This is a genomic window from Methylophaga muralis, from assembly GCF_001720165.1.
Taxonomy (GTDB): domain Bacteria; phylum Pseudomonadota; class Gammaproteobacteria; order Nitrosococcales; family Methylophagaceae; genus Methylophaga; species Methylophaga muralis.
Genome location: NZ_MCRI01000001.1, coordinates 205,444 through 222,244 on the forward strand (window position 1 = coordinate 205,444; position 16,801 = coordinate 222,244).

At 44.0% G+C, this 16,801-nt stretch carries 18 protein-coding genes; 2 read left to right on the top strand and 16 right to left on the bottom strand.

Features of this window, described 5'->3' with window-relative positions; genetic code table 11:
• Nucleotide 1 precedes the first annotated feature (1 nt).
• Nucleotides 2-478, bottom strand: coding sequence for a nuclear transport factor 2 family protein (locus A9E74_RS00970; RefSeq protein ID WP_069294801.1), 477 nt, complete (start codon nucleotides 476-478; stop codon nucleotides 2-4).
• A gap of 103 nt (nucleotides 479-581) precedes the next feature.
• On the opposite strand from A9E74_RS00970, the gene A9E74_RS00975 reads away from it, so the two are divergent.
• Nucleotides 582-1,157 (top strand): TetR/AcrR family transcriptional regulator, encoded by a 576-nt coding sequence (locus A9E74_RS00975; protein ID WP_069294802.1) that lies wholly within the window; start codon nucleotides 582-584, stop codon nucleotides 1,155-1,157.
• 13 nt (nucleotides 1,158-1,170) lie between these two features.
• On the opposite strand, the gene A9E74_RS00980 is transcribed toward A9E74_RS00975, so the two are convergent.
• The 5 genes from A9E74_RS00980 to A9E74_RS01000 form a co-directional block, all read right to left on the bottom strand.
• Nucleotides 1,171-2,106, bottom strand: a complete 936-nt coding sequence (locus tag A9E74_RS00980) for a PstS family phosphate ABC transporter substrate-binding protein (protein ID WP_136553848.1) — start codon at nucleotides 2,104-2,106, stop codon at nucleotides 1,171-1,173.
• 24 nt (nucleotides 2,107-2,130) lie between these two features.
• Nucleotides 2,131-2,352, bottom strand: coding sequence for a hypothetical protein (locus A9E74_RS00985; protein ID WP_069294803.1), 222 nt, complete (start codon nucleotides 2,350-2,352; stop codon nucleotides 2,131-2,133).
• Nucleotides 2,353-2,381: 29 nt separating this feature from the next.
• Nucleotides 2,382-3,542: a Na/Pi symporter gene (locus A9E74_RS00990; protein WP_069294804.1), complete on the bottom strand. Its 1,161-nt coding sequence runs from the start codon at nucleotides 3,540-3,542 to the stop codon at nucleotides 2,382-2,384.
• Between the two features lie 339 nt (nucleotides 3,543-3,881).
• Complete coding sequence (locus A9E74_RS00995) at nucleotides 3,882-4,175, bottom strand: hypothetical protein (RefSeq protein ID WP_069294805.1); 294 nt, start codon at nucleotides 4,173-4,175, stop codon at nucleotides 3,882-3,884.
• Nucleotides 4,176-4,207: 32 nt separating this feature from the next.
• Nucleotides 4,208-6,316, bottom strand: coding sequence for a TonB-dependent siderophore receptor (locus tag A9E74_RS01000; protein ID WP_069294806.1), 2,109 nt, complete (start codon nucleotides 6,314-6,316; stop codon nucleotides 4,208-4,210).
• A gap of 320 nt (nucleotides 6,317-6,636) precedes the next feature.
• On the opposite strand from A9E74_RS01000, the gene bfr reads away from it, so the two are divergent.
• The gene (gene bfr, locus A9E74_RS01005; RefSeq protein ID WP_069294807.1) at nucleotides 6,637-7,116 is read left to right on the top strand and encodes a bacterioferritin; all 480 of its coding nucleotides are present in this window, start codon (nucleotides 6,637-6,639) and stop codon (nucleotides 7,114-7,116) included.
• Between the two features lie 130 nt (nucleotides 7,117-7,246).
• On the opposite strand, the gene A9E74_RS01010 is transcribed toward bfr, so the two are convergent.
• The 10 genes from A9E74_RS01010 to atpE all read right to left on the bottom strand — a co-directional run bounded on the left by A9E74_RS01010 (nucleotide 7,247) and on the right by atpE (nucleotide 16,752).
• Complete coding sequence (locus A9E74_RS01010) at nucleotides 7,247-7,723, bottom strand: cupin domain-containing protein (RefSeq protein ID WP_069294808.1); 477 nt, start codon at nucleotides 7,721-7,723, stop codon at nucleotides 7,247-7,249.
• A gap of 1,231 nt (nucleotides 7,724-8,954) precedes the next feature.
• On the bottom strand, nucleotides 8,955-9,659 hold the full coding sequence (locus tag A9E74_RS01020) for an HNH endonuclease (protein WP_069294810.1): 705 nt from the start codon (nucleotides 9,657-9,659) through the stop codon (nucleotides 8,955-8,957).
• A gap of 18 nt (nucleotides 9,660-9,677) precedes the next feature.
• Nucleotides 9,678-11,042 (bottom strand): bifunctional UDP-N-acetylglucosamine diphosphorylase/glucosamine-1-phosphate N-acetyltransferase GlmU, encoded by a 1,365-nt coding sequence (gene glmU / locus A9E74_RS01025; protein ID WP_069294811.1) that lies wholly within the window; start codon nucleotides 11,040-11,042, stop codon nucleotides 9,678-9,680.
• Nucleotides 11,043-11,137: 95 nt separating this feature from the next.
• The gene (locus tag A9E74_RS01030; RefSeq protein WP_069294812.1) at nucleotides 11,138-11,560 is read right to left on the bottom strand and encodes a F0F1 ATP synthase subunit epsilon; all 423 of its coding nucleotides are present in this window, start codon (nucleotides 11,558-11,560) and stop codon (nucleotides 11,138-11,140) included.
• A gap of 18 nt (nucleotides 11,561-11,578) precedes the next feature.
• Nucleotides 11,579-12,955 carry a F0F1 ATP synthase subunit beta gene (gene atpD / locus A9E74_RS01035; RefSeq protein WP_069294813.1) on the bottom strand — a complete coding sequence of 459 codons (1,377 nt, stop codon included), beginning with the start codon at nucleotides 12,953-12,955 and terminating at the stop codon, nucleotides 11,579-11,581.
• 50 nt (nucleotides 12,956-13,005) lie between these two features.
• A complete protein-coding gene (atpG, locus tag A9E74_RS01040) occupies nucleotides 13,006-13,872 on the bottom strand; it encodes a F0F1 ATP synthase subunit gamma (protein ID WP_069294814.1) in 867 nt (288 codons plus the stop codon).
• A gap of 14 nt (nucleotides 13,873-13,886) precedes the next feature.
• A complete protein-coding gene (gene atpA / locus A9E74_RS01045; protein WP_069294815.1) occupies nucleotides 13,887-15,428 on the bottom strand; it encodes a F0F1 ATP synthase subunit alpha in 1,542 nt (513 codons plus the stop codon).
• Between the two features lie 24 nt (nucleotides 15,429-15,452).
• Nucleotides 15,453-15,983 (bottom strand): F0F1 ATP synthase subunit delta, encoded by a 531-nt coding sequence (locus A9E74_RS01050; RefSeq protein WP_069294816.1) that lies wholly within the window; start codon nucleotides 15,981-15,983, stop codon nucleotides 15,453-15,455.
• Nucleotides 15,984-15,995: 12 nt separating this feature from the next.
• Complete coding sequence (locus A9E74_RS01055; RefSeq protein ID WP_069294817.1) at nucleotides 15,996-16,466, bottom strand: F0F1 ATP synthase subunit B; 471 nt, start codon at nucleotides 16,464-16,466, stop codon at nucleotides 15,996-15,998.
• Between the two features lie 52 nt (nucleotides 16,467-16,518).
• Nucleotides 16,519-16,752: a F0F1 ATP synthase subunit C gene (gene atpE, locus A9E74_RS01060; protein ID WP_069294818.1), complete on the bottom strand. Its 234-nt coding sequence runs from the start codon at nucleotides 16,750-16,752 to the stop codon at nucleotides 16,519-16,521.
• Between the last annotated feature and the right edge of the window lie 49 nt (nucleotides 16,753-16,801).

Consider the following 16,801-nt stretch of genomic DNA (forward strand, 5'->3'; position numbering starts at 1 on the left):
CCTATAAACGCAACTCGCTCAGACCAGGATAATCATCTGGTCGTCTACCTAAAGGCCAGGTTAATTTCCGTTCACTTTCTTCAATCGCCAAATCATTAATACTGGCATAACGTTTTTTCATTAAACCGTTGTCATCAAACTCCCAGTTTTCATTGCCATATGATCGAAACCATTGGCCTTTCTCGTTGTGCCATTCGTAGGCAAATCTAACGGCAATCTTATTATCCGTAAATGTCCAGAGTTCTTTTACCAACCGGTACTCTAATTCGCTTTGCCATTTTTTCTGCAAAAACGTCTTTATTTGCTCTCGACCAATCGGAAACTCTGATCGATTACGCCATTCACTGTCAGTGGCATACGCTAAGGAGACTTTTTCCGGATCGCGACTATTCCAGCCATCTTCGGCCATGCGGACTTTCTGTTTTGCTGTCTCAATTGTAAACGGCGGAAATGGTTGTTTTTGTTCGGTTTGTAACATGATTTTCTTCTCCAGCAACAAGGTATACAGATTTGTCTACCAGAAGAATAGACAGATCGGTATACCTCTGTCAAACTGACATGAAATTTTATGAGAAACCACCATGGATAAACGTCAGCAATTAATTCATAGCGCTTTTGAATTGTTTTATCGAAATGGCATTCATGCTGTGGGTATCAATCAGATTCTGCAAACAGCGGGAGTTGCCAAAAAAACGCTTTATCATCACTTTGCCAGCAAAGAGGAATTGATTGCGGCAGTGGTGGAATATCGTGATGAGAAATTTTACAGCTGGTTAGCATCACGCCTGGAACTGGTAAAACCGGGCTACGACGGACTCAATGAATTGTTTGATGCAGTGGATGATTGGATCAATAATCGTGTGGATTTACTATCAGATTTCCATGGCTGCTTTTTTATTAACACCTGTGCGGAATTTAATGATCCACAACAGCCGATATATCAACAATGCCAGCATCATAAAAAGAAAATTAATAGCTTAATTGAAAGACAGATCCGGGCTTTAGGAATACTTGAACCAGCGACTCATCATGTCACTGATTCCATCAGTCTATTAAAAGAAGGGGCCATCGTAATGGCCCACGTACAAGGAGATTTAACTGCAGCAAACAAAGCAAAAGATATGGCCTGGATTGTGTTAGCCGCTTATCTGAGCTAGAAGTTCTAATTAATTATTTAAGCAATTGTTGGATATTCTCAGCATATTGCTCTTGGGTTAACGGCATGTAGCCGGTGAAATGTAGCCACGTCACAATGTTGGAAAAATAGTGTGTTAAAAACACCTTAAGATTAGCTTTATCCTCTAAAGACTGTTTATTAACATATAAAAACAGTGGTCTTGAAAACGGTGTGTATTGACCATTCGCAACTGTTTCAATCGAAGGATAAACAGGACCATTTCCATTATCAATCGGCACCAGCTTTAAAGTATCCCAATGACGGTGATAGCCGCCGATACCAAAAAATCCCAATGCATTTTTATCTTTGGCTATCTGTGCTGCTAAATATTCTTCATCTTCGCTGGCAACATAATCAGAACGACTTTCCCGAGTAACCCCGGTCACATGAGTGGTGAAGTAATCAAAGGTACCTGAATCCTGACCTCTGCCATACAACGACAACAGTTTATCTGGCCACTCCGATCTAACCTGATTCCAGTTTAAGATTTCGCCATCACTTTGTTTCGACCAGATGGTCTTTAATTCACTCATGGTCAGAGAATCAACCCAATCATTAGCCGAGTGCACAACAACCGCTAAGGCATCCTGAGCCAATGGGAGCTCGACATAATCAATCTGATTTTTTGCACATAAAGCAACTTCTTCGGCATTGATAGGCCTGGAAGCATTACTGACATCGCTTTTCCCTTCACAAAACAAACGAAAACCAGCATTTGTTCCTGAAAACTTCACCGAAATTTCGGTTTCCGGTTGCTGACGTATAAAACGTTTTGCAGCTTCAGTAGAGATCGGGAAAACCGTACTAGAACCATTAATAACAATGGTATTTTCTGTAATGCTGGTTTCTGATAGATCATCTCGCTGTGAACACCCAGCCAACATAACCAAAACAAGACCAGCAATCACGCTCACATATTGTTGTTTCACTGAGATTTACTCCGGCTCGTCGAGTTAGTCTTGCTTGGAATCTTTCAAGGATTGCTTCAAATCTTCCCAGAAAATTTTCAAACTGGTGAATTTGGTTTCAACAGCATCAAAATATTGTTCCAGCTCATCAATCTTTTCGTGCTGCTGTTCATCCATTTCACTTGGCATGCCTGCTTCAAGCTCTTCAATCGCATGCTTGAGTTCACGAATACGTACTTGTCTTTCCTGTGGTGTCAAATTGGACATGGCTTAAACCTCAAAATAATTTGTAATAATTAGAAGATCTGACTCAGGCCAATGATCAACAATGGAATCACAAAAAATACGCCACCTATATAGGCAACAACATACAGTTTGTTTTTCTGGGCATAAATAGCCAGTGTCTCAGCCATCTTGATGGGCAATTGGCGAAATACCGGCAGCACATATATCAACAATATCGCCATCACATTAAAAAACAGATGGACCAGCGCTATCTGTAAAGCGAGTTCAGCCGTTGGACCCGATATTGCTGTAGCAGCAAGTAATGCCGTGATGGTAGTACCGACATTTGCACCTAAGGTGAACGGATAAATCTGTTTAATCGAAAACACACCGGTACCCGCCAGAGGAACGATTAAGGCAGTTGTTGTAGAAGAGGATTGGACCAAAACAGTAATAATTGAACCGGAAGTCATGCCGGCAATCGGACCACGACCCACTGCCTTATGCAAAATGTCTTTTGCTTTGCCGACCATCACCTTACGCAGCAGTTTACCAATCGCTGAAACTACAAACAGAATTAATGCTATACCAATCACAATCAACGCAATGCCCGCCCAAACTTCTGGTAGCCAGCCTGTTATAAACTTCAATGCATCATCGGCAGGTGCCAGCAGAGTCTTCATGAAATTCATATTACTCATGCTGACGCTGGCATCTGAGATGAAAAATCCGGACATAAACTCAGCGGTATTCTGCAAGGGTTTAAACAAAAGCTCGAGGGGAAGCAATATTGCCACTGCAAGGATGTTGAAGCTATCGTGGACTGTGGCAGCAGCAAAGGCACGGCGGAATTCTTCACCGTTACGAACATGTCCCAAACTGACCAATGTACTGGTTAATGAGGTACCGATATTCGCGCCCATCACCATCGGGATAGCAATGCTTAAGGGTAAGCCACCAGCCACCATACCAACAATAATCGATGTCACGGTACTTGAGCTTTGAATCAATGCTGTAGCAACGATACCGATAATTAAAGCAATTACCGGGTTTGATGCAAAAGAGAATAATTCTTTGGCATTACTGGCTGTGGCCATTTTAAATCCACTGCCAATGGCCCCGACAGAGGCTAGCAATAGATAAATTAATGCTGCAACCATCAACCATGCCTGCCAATTCGATTGTGATGCCTGTGCGTTTAATGAAGGGTTTTGCTGGGTAATGGTAGACATGAGTGATCACTCTTATAGAAATTCACTCAAGCAATTTAATTATCTTCTATGACAGTTTGATGAATGATTCTCATTTATTAATTTGTATATCTGTTAAGCCTCGCGAATTGATATTCATAAAAGTTTTAAGATCTTGTTAATTTCTCAAGACTTACAAAGATTTACACAGCTTGAACCAAACTTACAGAAAAAAGGCCTAGTCTGATTTCCAGTGACAGGCCTTATAAAAAGAGGTAATGACAATGCAAAATTCAAAAATGACAAAAACAATTTTATTGCTCATGTTTTCATTATTTATCGTTGGTTTCTCAATTAATCAGGCAAGGGCTGATGTAAGAATTAATATTGGTTTAGGTTATCCCATCGGCTATATAGATCATCGTCACCATGGTTATATCGTGCATCACCATGCACCGGTTTATAGTTATAACCGACACCATTATCATCAACCAAAAAAATATTATTCAAAGCACAAACATCATCATCCAAAATCCTATCGTGGACATGGAAAACACCGTGACCATTATCGATATGAATCTCGAGGCCACCATCGTGATTACGGACATCGGAACCACCGTTATTATCGATAAGCAGCAGTCTCTCCCAACAAAGAAGCCATTTTCTGCTCAACATAAAAAAGCCCCTTTCGGGGCTTTCTTATTGAGTTAGAAGCTATAACGCACATTGGCAGCAACAGATCGGCGTTCGCCATAACCACAATCTCCTCCCTCATAACGACACCAGGAAATAAATTCTTCATCGGTCAGGTTTTTTGCATCTACTGTAAAGTCCCAATCTCCTATCGCATAGCCAATCATGGCGTCATATAGCATTTCGGATGGAATCTCAGGAGCGCCACTACCACCTACGACATCACCAATATATCGGACTCCAGCACCGACACGCCAATGATTACCCAAGTAGAGCTTATTCCACCAAGAACCTGTTTTCTCAGCCAAAGAGGACAGGCGGTCACCAGTACTATCATTTTTGGCATTTAAATCAGTATAAGCAAATTGAGTTTCAAAGCTCTGCCAGCGTTTATTGACTTGCAATTCCCAGCCATCAATCACGGAGCCCACCTGTTCAACACCACCGGGGGTTTGTCCCTGAACGATGCGATTGGTTTCGGTAATATCGAAATAGGCTAATGTCACTGCCAATGATTTATCGGGAGAGAGGTATTTAATACCAATTTCTTCCTGTTCACCCGTTGTTGGCTTTAAGGTATTGGCTGCTGAAGTACCGTCGGTGCCAAGATTCATACTAAATGCTTCAGAATAACTAATATATGGCGATAGTCCATTATCAAACCTGTACATCAGACCAATACGTCCGGTGGTTTCCTGTTCATCGCTGGTGGTATTGGGTCCAGTTACAGCAAGTTTGCGGTTTTTGGCGAAATCACGTCGTAAACCGGCAGATAAAACTACTTTTCCAATTTCAATATGATCTGCCAGATAGAAACCCACCTGTTGTATTTCATTATCATCGCGATCCACCGGATTAGCTAATGCTGCAGTATTTAAGTTTCCGTATTGCGGATCGTATAAATTGATTATTCCGCCACCAGTCGAATTAGAGATATAATTTTCTTCCTCCCACAATGCTTCTTGTCTATCCCAGCCGATAATGACGTTATGGCGAGTTATACCAAGATCAAATACCCCAGAAAGACGCGTATCAAGATTAAATATTCGAGTCTGCCGATCGGCCGTATGAATAGTTCGTGCAATATTACCTTCGGGCGAAACAACTGCCCCCACCCGAGCCCAATGTTCTCTGGTTTTAGTACTCGATTCTGTATATCGAGCAGTAGTGGAAAATGACCAATTATCATTGAATTTATGATCGAAAAAGAAGGTAAATTCCGTTTTCTCTCCATCATATCGATCCCAATCGGGCTCACCCACAAAGGTTTCAGAACCAACATATCCTAAAGGCCCACGATCTAGGGTTCCGGATTGTGGCAAAAATTGAGCAGAAACCTGGCCCCTATTTTCCTGACGGTTTAACAAGAATGAAAACGTTGTATCTTCAGTTGGTTGCCAAGTAAGTGAAGGGGCGATTACATATCCATCATCTTTGACATGATCTACCTGAGTATCAGCATCACGTTGCAAACCAACAACTCTATAGAGCAGTTTGCCATCATCTGTCGCGGGTCCTGTAACATCAAATGCAATCTGCTTACGGTTATATGAACCATATTGTCCCCATATCTCACCTTGCTGCTTAGCCTTTGGTAATTTTGATACAGAGTTAATCACGCCGCCAAGATCTCCTTGTCCATATAGCATGGATGAGGGGCCTTTGAGCACCTCTATGCTTTCCAACGCATAAACATTGGTTCGAACACTGTTATAAGAACCATAAACCTGTCTTAAACCATCCAGGTAAAGTCCAGGAGAAATACCACGTACCTTGGCACTGTCAATTCGGGTATCTGCTCCAAATGCACCAGAGTAAACACCTGAAGTATATTGCAGAGCATCCTGGATATTTTTTGCACCAGTATCTTTCATGAAATCATCATCGATGATGGACATTGAGAATGGTTGGTCCATTATTGGCACATTCAATTTGCCTACATTCGGCTCTTTTTCCAGCTCGATATAACCTAACGCATCATTCGTAGTAGAAGTAACTTCAACGGTTGGCAAATCCAAAGACTTTTCTTCGGTCTCCTCAGCGATTGCATAAGGTGTAAATACAAACATAGCCAATATGGCCGGAGCACAAAACAGCCGGATTTTATGAACAGGTGGATACATTACAATTCCCAGATTATTTAAGTTAAAGCTAAATGATAGTGATTTAGATTTGCGTAATGTAAAGAAGTGTAACAAGCCTGTCAATTTATCGTGTTTATCTGGGGATAATTAATTGAGGATCGTAGGTTGAGTTGAATGCAATGAAACCAAATAAAACGCATCAATTTGAGATGTTGGGTTTCGTAAGCTCAACCCAACCTACACAAATCGGCACTGATATAAAAATTAATGCAAACCGTGACAAGACCAGGCAGATGATGCAAGCTTGTTGCCATTAAAACACGCTCTGACCTAAACACGAGCAACAAAAGGAAACGCTTATGAAAGGTAGCCAAAAAGTCATTGATTTACTCAATAAACTACTTGCCGGTGAACTGACCGCAATGGATCAATATTTTATCCATTCCAGAATGTACGAAGATTGGGGCCTGACAAGGCTATATAACCGCATTTCGCATGAAATGCAGGATGAAACCCACCATGCTGATCTCATGATCAAACGCATTTTATTTCTCGAAGGCATGCCAGATCTGACACATCGCGAACCATTACATGTTGGGCACACCGTACCGGAAATGCTGCAAAACGACCTGAATCTGGAATACGCTGTGGTTGAAGCCTTGAGAGAAGGTATTGCCCTGTGTGAAGCAGAAGGCGATTACGAAACCCGCCAGATGTTGTTGAAACAATTGGAAGATACTGAGTTAGATCACACCCACTGGTTGGAACAACAGCTGGGCTTGATTGATAAAATGGGTTTAAGAAATTACCAGCAAGCCATGACACTGGCTGAAGCCTAAAAATTTCATTAATGACCGAATGGTAGGTTGAGCTGAATGCCATGAAACCCAACAATCATAATTATGATGTTGGGTTTCGCAGGTTCAACCCAACCTACCGTAAAACCATAGATCGGGGATAGCTGTAAGTTTAGTTTCTAGGATCATCCTCTGGATTAATGTAGGTAATATCCCACGGTCCTGTAGCGATCAATTCCACAATGGTTTCCTCTTCCGAAGTCCATACATAATGAGCATGCCCTGCTGGCAACACAAAGCTGTCACCTACATTCAACACCTCACCATTTTCCTTATCAAACGTCTCGCCCATGCCATTACCTAATTGGCCTTTCAACACGGTAATAACTTCGGTGTATGGATGCGTATGGGCTGGAATTGGATAATTTGGTGGGAATTTCAACCAGGCGATAAACACACCCGCTTTGGTCGGATCGCCGAGCAAAATAACGCTTTCAGCTCCTTTTGGCAGAATCGCCTCCGGCTGCCAATTTACCTCATCAGCACGAAATGACTGCATTTTCTCCGCCGTCATCCGCTCAATCAGGTCTTCTGCAAATGCCGTTGCCGTAAAACTAAATAACATTGAAATGATTAATAGAATTCTCACAATAATGTCCTTTTAAAAGTCGAAATGGAGATAAATCCATTGTTCTGGAAATCGTCCAATATTAGGCTTTGTGATAAAGACAGTTGCTCAGTATTAATCCGATTTTATATAGGAATTTTCCTGAAAAGATAATTGTGAATTTGGGTTAAAAATTTAGGTTGGGTTGAATGTAATGAAACTCTACAACTCAAGAAGTTATGTCTTAAAGGTTTCGCCCTATTGGGCGAGTTCATTTTCTTTGTTTGCCCAAAGAAAACGAACCAAAAGAAAAGGCACCCCTTGTGTTGGCCTTCGGCTTCACTGCGTTGCGTTTTTTGTCAGGGAGACTCACCAAACTCGCTGCGCTCAAACAGGTAAGTCTCTAATCCTGACAAAAAGCCGCTACTCGTCAACACAAAAGGGGGGGTTAGGGAATGGATGCAGGTTGGGCTGAATGAAATGAAGCCCAACAATCTTTTGTGTGAAATTCCAAACGTTGGGCTTCGCAAGCTCAGCACCAACCTACGAAAAGTGCTGATAACGCCCTTATGCGAAGCCGAGCATCGCAGATCAGTTTGGATCAAACATGACGAGTGTTTGAGCGCAGCGACAAATTTGTCTGGAACAAATTTGGACGCAAGAGGCGCCCGGAGGGTGAGTGGCAAGGATGCCACGAATCAATTTCCGTCATGCCCGACCAGATTGAGAAGCACAGGGAACCCGCAGGGCAAGCATGGGCTGCCCTTTTGTTTGGTTCGTTTATTTTGGGCAAGCAAAATAAATGAACGCCCAGCGGCAGCGATAGAATTCAGAGATGATTCTCCTGATTGTTGGGTTTCGTACCTCAACCCAACCAACGTGCTTTACGTGAATGTTAAGTTGGGCTTCACAAGCTCAGCGCCAACCTACCGACCGTATCTAATCCCGTCTATTGCCTCCAAAAATTGGCCTTGTTTTATGGATGAAGTGGTCGAGTGTTTGAGCGCAGCGAGTTTTCGGCCACGCCATAAAACAAGGTTAATTTTGGGAATCAAGGCAATATCGGGTGCCCTTTTCTTTGGTTCGTTTCTTTTGGGCAAACAAAAGAAATGAACTCGGGCTTTAGTCCGAAACTGCTAAGTTGGGGGTCACACTACAAGTTATTGGACGCTCCGGGTGTAACCTTTGTAGTTGAATTAATCTGTTACCAATGTATTTGGGTTGAGATATTGAATTTAACGTTGGGTTTCGTTCCTCAACCCAACCTACCGTGCTATTCGATCCTATCGCTCTTCTGTAAATTGTGTCTTGCACAAAGTAGCTGAACATTCTCCGCTTTAAGCGATGTACCTCCTTTTGAATAGGGCAAAATATGATCGAAGTGAAGCTCATCTTTTGAGCCACAAATAGTACATTTACCTACATCTCGTTTCCACACTTCAAGCTTAACGTGAGTGGGAATAATTCGCCGATGTTTAGTTGCTTTAAACATAGAATCAACTGGTGATGAGTTGTCTGATAGCTCCTCAATTGCTTCAAGACGAAATTTGAAAACCTCTCGCTTGCCATCACTTTCGCACCAAGAATCTACCAGATGAAATAGACCGTTATATCCCCAGATACCTTTTCGAAGTTTTTCATAAACACGAACCAAATCTGGCGCCTTATGTCCCGCCTTAAAATCTTGTGCGGCTTTGTGGAATTTCCCGTTTTCAGTCAGATTACCACTTGGTAAAAACTCTGGTTGATCCACTAACTTTGGGTTGGGTACTTCAGGTATCCGGGCATTGTCATGGCCTTCATAGATTAATACGGCGCCATCTTCTAATACCGCATCTTGATAAGGCGAATTCGGTTGAACTGACATAAGCAAAACAGAATGGCCACCATGAAGCCTGAAGTTCATTCCCCGCTGTAAAGATGTACCTTCACGACCGCACATCTCGAAGTAAGAGATGATTTCATTACCAGTAGCCATAAACGCCCTATAAACTTTCTATTTTTTCTTAACCGGCCGCTGCCACCCCTTAACCGTCTTCTGCTCCGACTTAGTCAACGTCAACGCATTAGCAGGTGCAGTCTTCCGAATAGTAGATCCCGCCCCAATCGTCGCCCCATCCTCAACAGTAACAGGTGCAACCAACTGCGTATCTGAACCAACAAACACCCGATCGCCAATCACCGTACGATGTTTATTCGCCCCATCATAGTTACAGGTAATAGTGCCTGCACCTATATTTACATCAGCCCCCATATCGGTATCGCCGATATAGCTAAGATGGTTGATCTTGGAACCCAGGCCGATGTTGGCATTTTTGATTTCAACGAAGTTACCGACTCTGGCTTTGGCAGCAAGCTTGCTGCCTGGACGTAGTCTGGCAAAAGGCCCTACTGAACAGTTAGTACCCACTTCGGCATTTTCAATAATGCTGTTGGGCAGTATTTCCGCCCCTTCATGGATGACGCTATTGATGATGATGCAGTTGGCACCGATGCTGACGTTATCGGCTATGCTGTTGATGCCTTCAAAAATGACGTTGATATCGATAGTGATATCCTGCCCTGCTTTGATATCACCGCGTATATCCACTCGTGCCGGATCTCGGAAGGTAACACCTGACATCATTAAGTCAGTTGCTTTGAGTTGCTGATAATAACTTTCTACCTCGGCCAGCTGCACGCGATTATTGATACCGGCCACTTCCATTTCATCTTCACAGGTGACAGAGTTAATTTCGATACCTTGAGCAACCGCTTTGGCAATCAGATCAGTCAGGTAATACTCGCCTTGGGCATTATTGTTATCTAGCTGTGATAAGGCTTCGGTCAGCCACTTGGCTGGAATACACATAATGCCGGTATTGATTTCATTGATGAGTTTGATTTCTTCGTCGGCATCTTTTTCTTCGGTGATGCACAACATATTGTCTTCATAATCGCGAACAATACGGCCATAACCAGTGGGATCGTCCAATATTGCTGTCAGTACTTTCAGGCTGTTGTTGTCGCCTGATTCAATCAAATCCTGCAGCGTATCCGCTGTGATTAACGGTACATCACCGTATAACACCAACACCTGTTCACTGTTAACAAAACTGGCTTTGGCCTGCTCTACAGCGTGACCAGTGCCTTTCTGTTCATGCTGCATCACAACATCGATTTGCTGATTTTGCAGGTACGGCACGACTTCGTCTGCGCCATTACCACAGACCACGGCTAACTTGCTTGGAGAAAGCTGTTTAGCGGTATCAATAACATGCTGTAACAGGGGTTTGCCACCCAGGGTATGCATTACCTTGGGCTTGGCGGATTTCATGCGGGTGCCTTTACCGGCAGCGAGAATAATAATAGCCAGAGACATAAAAGATTCCTTGTATCAGCTCTGTAGTTTAGCAAAGACCTGCAAACAAAAAAGGCCGTCCGAAGACAGCCTTTTCTGGGTCATCACTTTCGTGATTAATGCTTACGTGTTTTACGTGCTCTTTCAATGGCGCGTAGCTGTGCCATTGCTTCTGCCAATTGTGCCTGGGCTTCAGCATATTCCATTTTTGTGGATTTATCTGCCAAGGCCTTTTCTGCACTGGCTTTTGCTTCTAATGCCGCTGCTTCATCTACATCGGCTGCGCGTAAAGCAGTATCGGCCAAAATAGTAACGATTTGTGGCTGAACTTCTAAAATGCCACCAGAGATATAAAACTGCTCTTCCTTACCATCTTTCAGCAAACGTACTTCACCCGCTTTTAAACGCGTTAGTAACGGAGCGTGACGTGGGTAAATACCCACCTCACCCTCTTGTGCCGAGGCAATTACCACTTCTGCTAATCCAGAATAAATGGATTCTTCAGCACTTACGATGTCAACATGAATTGTCATAGCCATCAGCTACCTCCCAAGAGATTAGTACTTTTTGGCTTTTTCAATCGCTTCGTCAATGGTGCCAACCATGTAGAACGCTTGTTCTGGCAGTGAATCATATTCGCCATCCAGAATGCCACGGAAACCAGCCAGAGTATCTTTCAGTGAAACGTATTTACCAGGTGCACCGGTGAATACTTCAGCAACGAAGAATGGCTGTGACATGAAACGCTGAATTTTACGAGCACGTGATACAGACAGTTTGTCTTCTTCAGACAATTCATCCATACCCAGGATCGCAATAATATCTTTCAGTTCTTTATAACGTTGCAGCGTGTTTTGAACGCCGCGAGCAATATCATAATGATCGTTACCAACAACCAACGGATCCAACTGACGTGATGTTGAATCTAACGGGTCAATCGCAGGGTAAATACCCAATTCAGCAATTGAACGTGACAATACAACAGTCGCGTCTAAGTGAGCGAAGGTGGTTGCAGGAGATGGGTCAGTCAAGTCATCCGCAGGTACGTATACCGCTTGGATAGATGTGATAGAACCGGTTTTGGTTGAGGTAATACGTTCTTGCAAAACACCCATTTCTTCGGCCAGTGTTGGCTGGTAACCTACCGCTGAAGGCATACGGCCTAACAGGGCTGATACTTCGGTACCGGCCAATGTGTAACGGTAAATGTTATCAACGAAGAACAATACGTCACGACCTTCATCACGGAAAAATTCCGCCATGGTCAAACCAGTCAACGCTACACGCAGACGGTTACCTGGTGGCTCATTCATCTGACCGTAAACCAACGATACTTTATCGATTACGTTTGAGTCTGTCATTTCGTGGTAGAAGTCGTTACCTTCACGAGTACGCTCACCTACACCAGCGAATACCGAGAAACCACTGTGTTCGATAGCGATGTTACGGATAAGCTCCATCATGTTGACGGTTTTACCTACACCGGCACCACCGAACAGACCGACTTTACCACCCTTAGCGAACGGGCAAACCAAGTCGATAACTTTGATACCAGTTTCCAGTAATTCGTTACTGGCAGACAGTTCATCAAATGCAGGTGCTTTACGGTGGATACCCCAACGCTCTTCTTCACCGATGTCGCCTTTCTCGTCGATTGGGTTACCCAATACGTCCATGATACGACCCAGAGTTTTCTGACCGACTGGAACGCTAATCGCTTTGCCAGTGTTGCTCACTGCCAGGCTGCGTTTCAGACCATCTGTGGTACCCATGGCGATTGTGCGAACAACACCATCACCCAGCTGCTGCTGAACTTCAAGTGTTAAACCGACTTCTTCAACCATCAAGGCATCGTAGACTTTTGGCAGACTGTCGCGGGGAAATTCCACGTCAACGACCGCACCGATAATTTGTACAATCTTTCCAGAGCTCATCTTGCTTCCTCTTTCAAATAAGTTCGGGCTGCTCAGCCCTTTTAATTCAGTTAGACCGCAGCGGCACCCGCAACAATCTCAGAGATTTCCTGTGTAATCGCAGCCTGGCGAGCTTTGTTGTAAACCAGTTGCAGGTCATCAATAAGATCGCCGGCATTGTCAGACGCATTTTTCATCGCAATCATGCGTGATGCTTGCTCAGATGCAATGTTTTCAACAACACCTTGATAAACCACTGATTCGATGTAGCGGACCAGCAAATCATCCAAAACTTCTTTCGCATCCGGCTCATAAATGTAATCCCAATGAGCAAGCAAATCCTGACTTGGCTCAACTGAGCTTACAGGCAACAAACGAATAAATTTGTCTTCCTGCGTCATAGTGTTCACAAACTGGTTATATACAAGGTACAGACTATCGATATGACCAGACTCAAAGGCATCCAACATCACCTTAATCGAACCAATCAACTCATGTACACGAGGTGCGTCACCCAATTGCGTGACTTGTGCAACCATATTTACTGGCAAGCGGCTAAAAAACGCAGAAGCTTTTTGTCCAATTGCACAAATATCTACTTGCAGCCCGGCATCTGATTTTGTTTTGATTTCATGCAGTACTTCTTTGAACAAATTGTTGTTCAATCCACCACACAAACCACGGTCAGAAGAAACGATTATGTAACCAACGCGTTGCGTTTCCTGACGGTCCTGCAAATACACATGTTTGTATTCCGGGTTGGCATGCGCCAAATGCTGGATGACATTTAAGATCTTGTCAGCATATGGACGCGTTGCCGCCATGCGTTCTTGAGCTTTACGCATTTTACTGGCAGCCACCATTTCCATCGCAGAGGTGATCTTCTGCGTGCTTTTAATGCTTGCTATCTGTGTGCGTATCTCTTTACCGCTAGCCATGAATTATGCCTCGCTTACCAGCTGCCGTTGGCTTTGAATTTTTCAATCGCGCTGCGCATTTGGCCAGCGATATTGTCATCAAAATTACCAGTGGTGTTGATAGTGTTCATCAGGTCAGCATGCTGTGAACGCATGGTTGACAACAGTGACGCTTCAAATGAACCGACTTTGCTAACGTCAACATCATCCAGGAAGCCTTCGTTGGCTGAGAACAATGAGATCGCCATTTCAGCAATTGATAATGGCTGATATTGCTTTTGCTTCATCAATTCTGTGACACGTTGACCACGGCTGATTTGTGCACGAGTCGCTTCATCAAGGTCAGAAGCAAACTGAGCAAATGCTGCCAATTCACGGTACTGAGCCAAATCAAGACGTACACCACCACCAAGTTTCTTGATGATTTTAGTTTGAGCAGCACCACCAACACGTGATACCGACAGACCGGCGTTAATCGCAGGACGGATACCAGCGTTAAACAAGTCAGTTTCCAAGAAGATCTGACCGTCTGTAATCGAAATTACGTTAGTTGGTACGAATGCAGATACGTCACCAGCTTGGGTTTCGATGATAGGCAACGCAGTTAAAGAACCAGTTTTGCCTTTCACTTCACCGTTGGTGAATTTTTCTACGTAATCTTCGTTTACACGAGCTGCACGTTCCAGCAAGCGTGAGTGAAGATAGAAAACGTCACCAGGATAAGCTTCACGACCTGGTGGACGACGTAACAACAATGAGACTTGGCGGTAAGCCCAAGCTTGTTTGGTTAAGTCATCATAGATAATCAGTGCATCTTCACCTTTATCACGGAAGTATTCGCCCATTGAGCAACCCGCGTAAGGAGCAATAAATTGCAATGCAGCTGAATCAGAAGCAGAGGCAGCAACGATGATGGTGTGACCCAACGCATCGTGTTCTTCCAGTTTACGAACAACGTTCGCGATAGAAGAAGCTTTTTGACCAATTGCAACATAGATACATTTAACGCCTGTACCTTTTTGGTTGATGATGGCATCAACTGCGATAGCGGTTTTACCTGTTTGACGGTCACCGATAATCAACTCACGCTGACCACGACCTACTGGAATCATCGCATCGATAGATTTCAGACCAGTTTGCAGTGGTTGGTCGACTGATTTACGCGCGATAACGCCGGGTGCGACTTTCTCAATTGGAGAAGTACCGCTGGCCTGGATATCGCCTTTACCGTCAATTGGTTTACCCAATGAGTCAACAACACGTCCCAACAGGCCTTCACCTACTGGTACTTCCAGAATACGACCAGTACATTTGACTTTGTCGCCTTCCGAAATGTGTTGGTAAGCACCTAAAACAACGGCACCGACTGAGTCACGTTCCAAGTTAAGGGCCATACCGAAAGTGTTGCCTGGAAACTCAAGCATTTCCCCGGACATGACATCGGCAAGACCATGAATACGCACGATACCATCGGTTACACCGACTACGGTGCCTTCTGTTCGTGCTTCAGTAGCCCCGTCAAAGCTTTCAATTCGCTTTTTAATCAGGTCACTGATTTCTGCTGAATTCAGTTGCATCTCTGTTTCCTCTTTACGGGCCGCTTAGCTTATCGCGCTGGCCAGTCTGTTCAATTTACCTAAGGCAGATCCATCGATTACCAGATCGCCTGCCCGAATGATTGCGCCGCCCAGCAGACTTTCATCCACACTCTCGCTGAGCGTAATTTCTTTGCCTAAACGTTTTTTCAGTGCTGCAGCAATCTTGCTTTTTTGCTCATCGGTCAATGGACGCGCAGTGATCACATCTGCAAACAGTTTTTGTTCCGCTTCGGCGCGTAACTGTTCATATAGCTCAGCAATTTCAGGCAACAGCATCAGTCGATTGTTTTCTGCCAATAACAGCAGAAAGCCACGAGCATCCGCATTCAACTCACCTGTAATACCAGCCAGGAAATCAACTGCTTGCTGATCACTGACGGCAGGGTTATCCAGAATTGCCTGAATTTCACTGCTTTCAGCACATTGAGCCAAAACTGCGAGCAGCTCAGACCATGTCTGCATGTCACCTTTTTCTTGTGCTATCGCAAATACGGCTGATGCGTAGGGGCGAGCGATGGTTATTGATTCTGCCATCCTATGATTCCTCTAGATTTGGCTGACTAACTCATCGAGCAGATCACTGTGGGCTTTATCATCAATCTCACGACTAAGGATTTTGCCAGCACCGGCCAGTGCAACTGCACCGACTTGAACTCTCAGTTCATCACGAGCACGATTAGCTTCTTGCTCAATTTCCGCACGAGCAGATGACACAATTCGCTCACCTTCAATACGTGCAGTACCTTTAGCTTCGTCGACAATTTCATTTCCACGACGTTGTGCCTGGGAAACGATTTCGCTTGCCTGATCTTTGGCTTCGTGAATCACTTGTTGAGCACGCTTCTCTGCCAGTTCCTGTTCATGTCTGCCACGTTCTGCAGCAGCCAGGCCATCAGCAATTTTCTTTTTACGCTCATCAAGCGCCTGCATAATCGGTGGCCATACATATTTCATGCAAAAGCCAACAAAAAACAGGAACGCAATTGCTTGACCTATCAAGGTTGCATTGATATTCATGCCTGTACCTCTTTGTTATCGCAATGGTTTGTAGTAGTTAATGTTTAAACTATTAAACCGCTACTGCGAACAACACGTACATTGCCAAACCAACAGAAATCATTGGCACCGCGTCAAGCAGACCTGCAACCAAGAAGAATTGCGTACGTAATACTGGTACTAATTCTGGTTGACGTGCAGCGGCTTCAAGAAAACGTCCACCCAGCAAACCGATACCTAAAGCGGCACCCAGTGCGCCCAGACCAGCCATTAAAGCACCTGCAATTAAGATTAAACCTAGTTCCATTTCTTTCTCCTAAAACTTCTTTGATAAATAAAAAGTAAAACTAAAAACC

Bases quoted from the DNA above. Each gene is read 5' to 3' on its own strand.
- A9E74_RS00970 (WP_069294801.1), bottom strand. From the start codon at position 478: ATGTTACAAACCGAACAAAAACAACCATTTCCGCCGTTTACAATTGAG.
- A9E74_RS00975 (WP_069294802.1), top strand. From the start codon at position 582: ATGGATAAACGTCAGCAATTAATTCATAGCGCTTTTGAATTGTTTTAT.
- A9E74_RS00985 (WP_069294803.1), bottom strand. From the start codon at position 2,352: ATGTCCAATTTGACACCACAGGAAAGACAAGTACGTATTCGTGAACTC.
- A9E74_RS00990 (WP_069294804.1), bottom strand. From the start codon at position 3,542: ATGTCTACCATTACCCAGCAAAACCCTTCATTAAACGCACAGGCATCA.
- A9E74_RS00995 (WP_069294805.1), bottom strand. From the start codon at position 4,175: ATGTTGAGCAGAAAATGGCTTCTTTGTTGGGAGAGACTGCTGCTTATC.
- A9E74_RS01000 (WP_069294806.1), bottom strand. From the start codon at position 6,316: ATGTATCCACCTGTTCATAAAATCCGGCTGTTTTGTGCTCCGGCCATA.
- bfr (WP_069294807.1), top strand. From the start codon at position 6,637: ATGAAAGGTAGCCAAAAAGTCATTGATTTACTCAATAAACTACTTGCC.
- A9E74_RS01020 (WP_069294810.1), bottom strand. From the start codon at position 9,659: ATGGCTACTGGTAATGAAATCATCTCTTACTTCGAGATGTGCGGTCGT.
- glmU (WP_069294811.1), bottom strand. From the start codon at position 11,042: ATGTCTCTGGCTATTATTATTCTCGCTGCCGGTAAAGGCACCCGCATG.
- A9E74_RS01030 (WP_069294812.1), bottom strand. From the start codon at position 11,560: ATGGCTATGACAATTCATGTTGACATCGTAAGTGCTGAAGAATCCATT.
- atpD (WP_069294813.1), bottom strand. From the start codon at position 12,955: ATGAGCTCTGGAAAGATTGTACAAATTATCGGTGCGGTCGTTGACGTG.
- atpG (WP_069294814.1), bottom strand. From the start codon at position 13,872: ATGGCTAGCGGTAAAGAGATACGCACACAGATAGCAAGCATTAAAAGC.
- atpA (WP_069294815.1), bottom strand. From the start codon at position 15,428: ATGCAACTGAATTCAGCAGAAATCAGTGACCTGATTAAAAAGCGAATT.
- A9E74_RS01050 (WP_069294816.1), bottom strand. From the start codon at position 15,983: ATGGCAGAATCAATAACCATCGCTCGCCCCTACGCATCAGCCGTATTT.
- A9E74_RS01055 (WP_069294817.1), bottom strand. From the start codon at position 16,466: ATGAATATCAATGCAACCTTGATAGGTCAAGCAATTGCGTTCCTGTTT.
- atpE (WP_069294818.1), bottom strand. From the start codon at position 16,752: ATGGAACTAGGTTTAATCTTAATTGCAGGTGCTTTAATGGCTGGTCTG.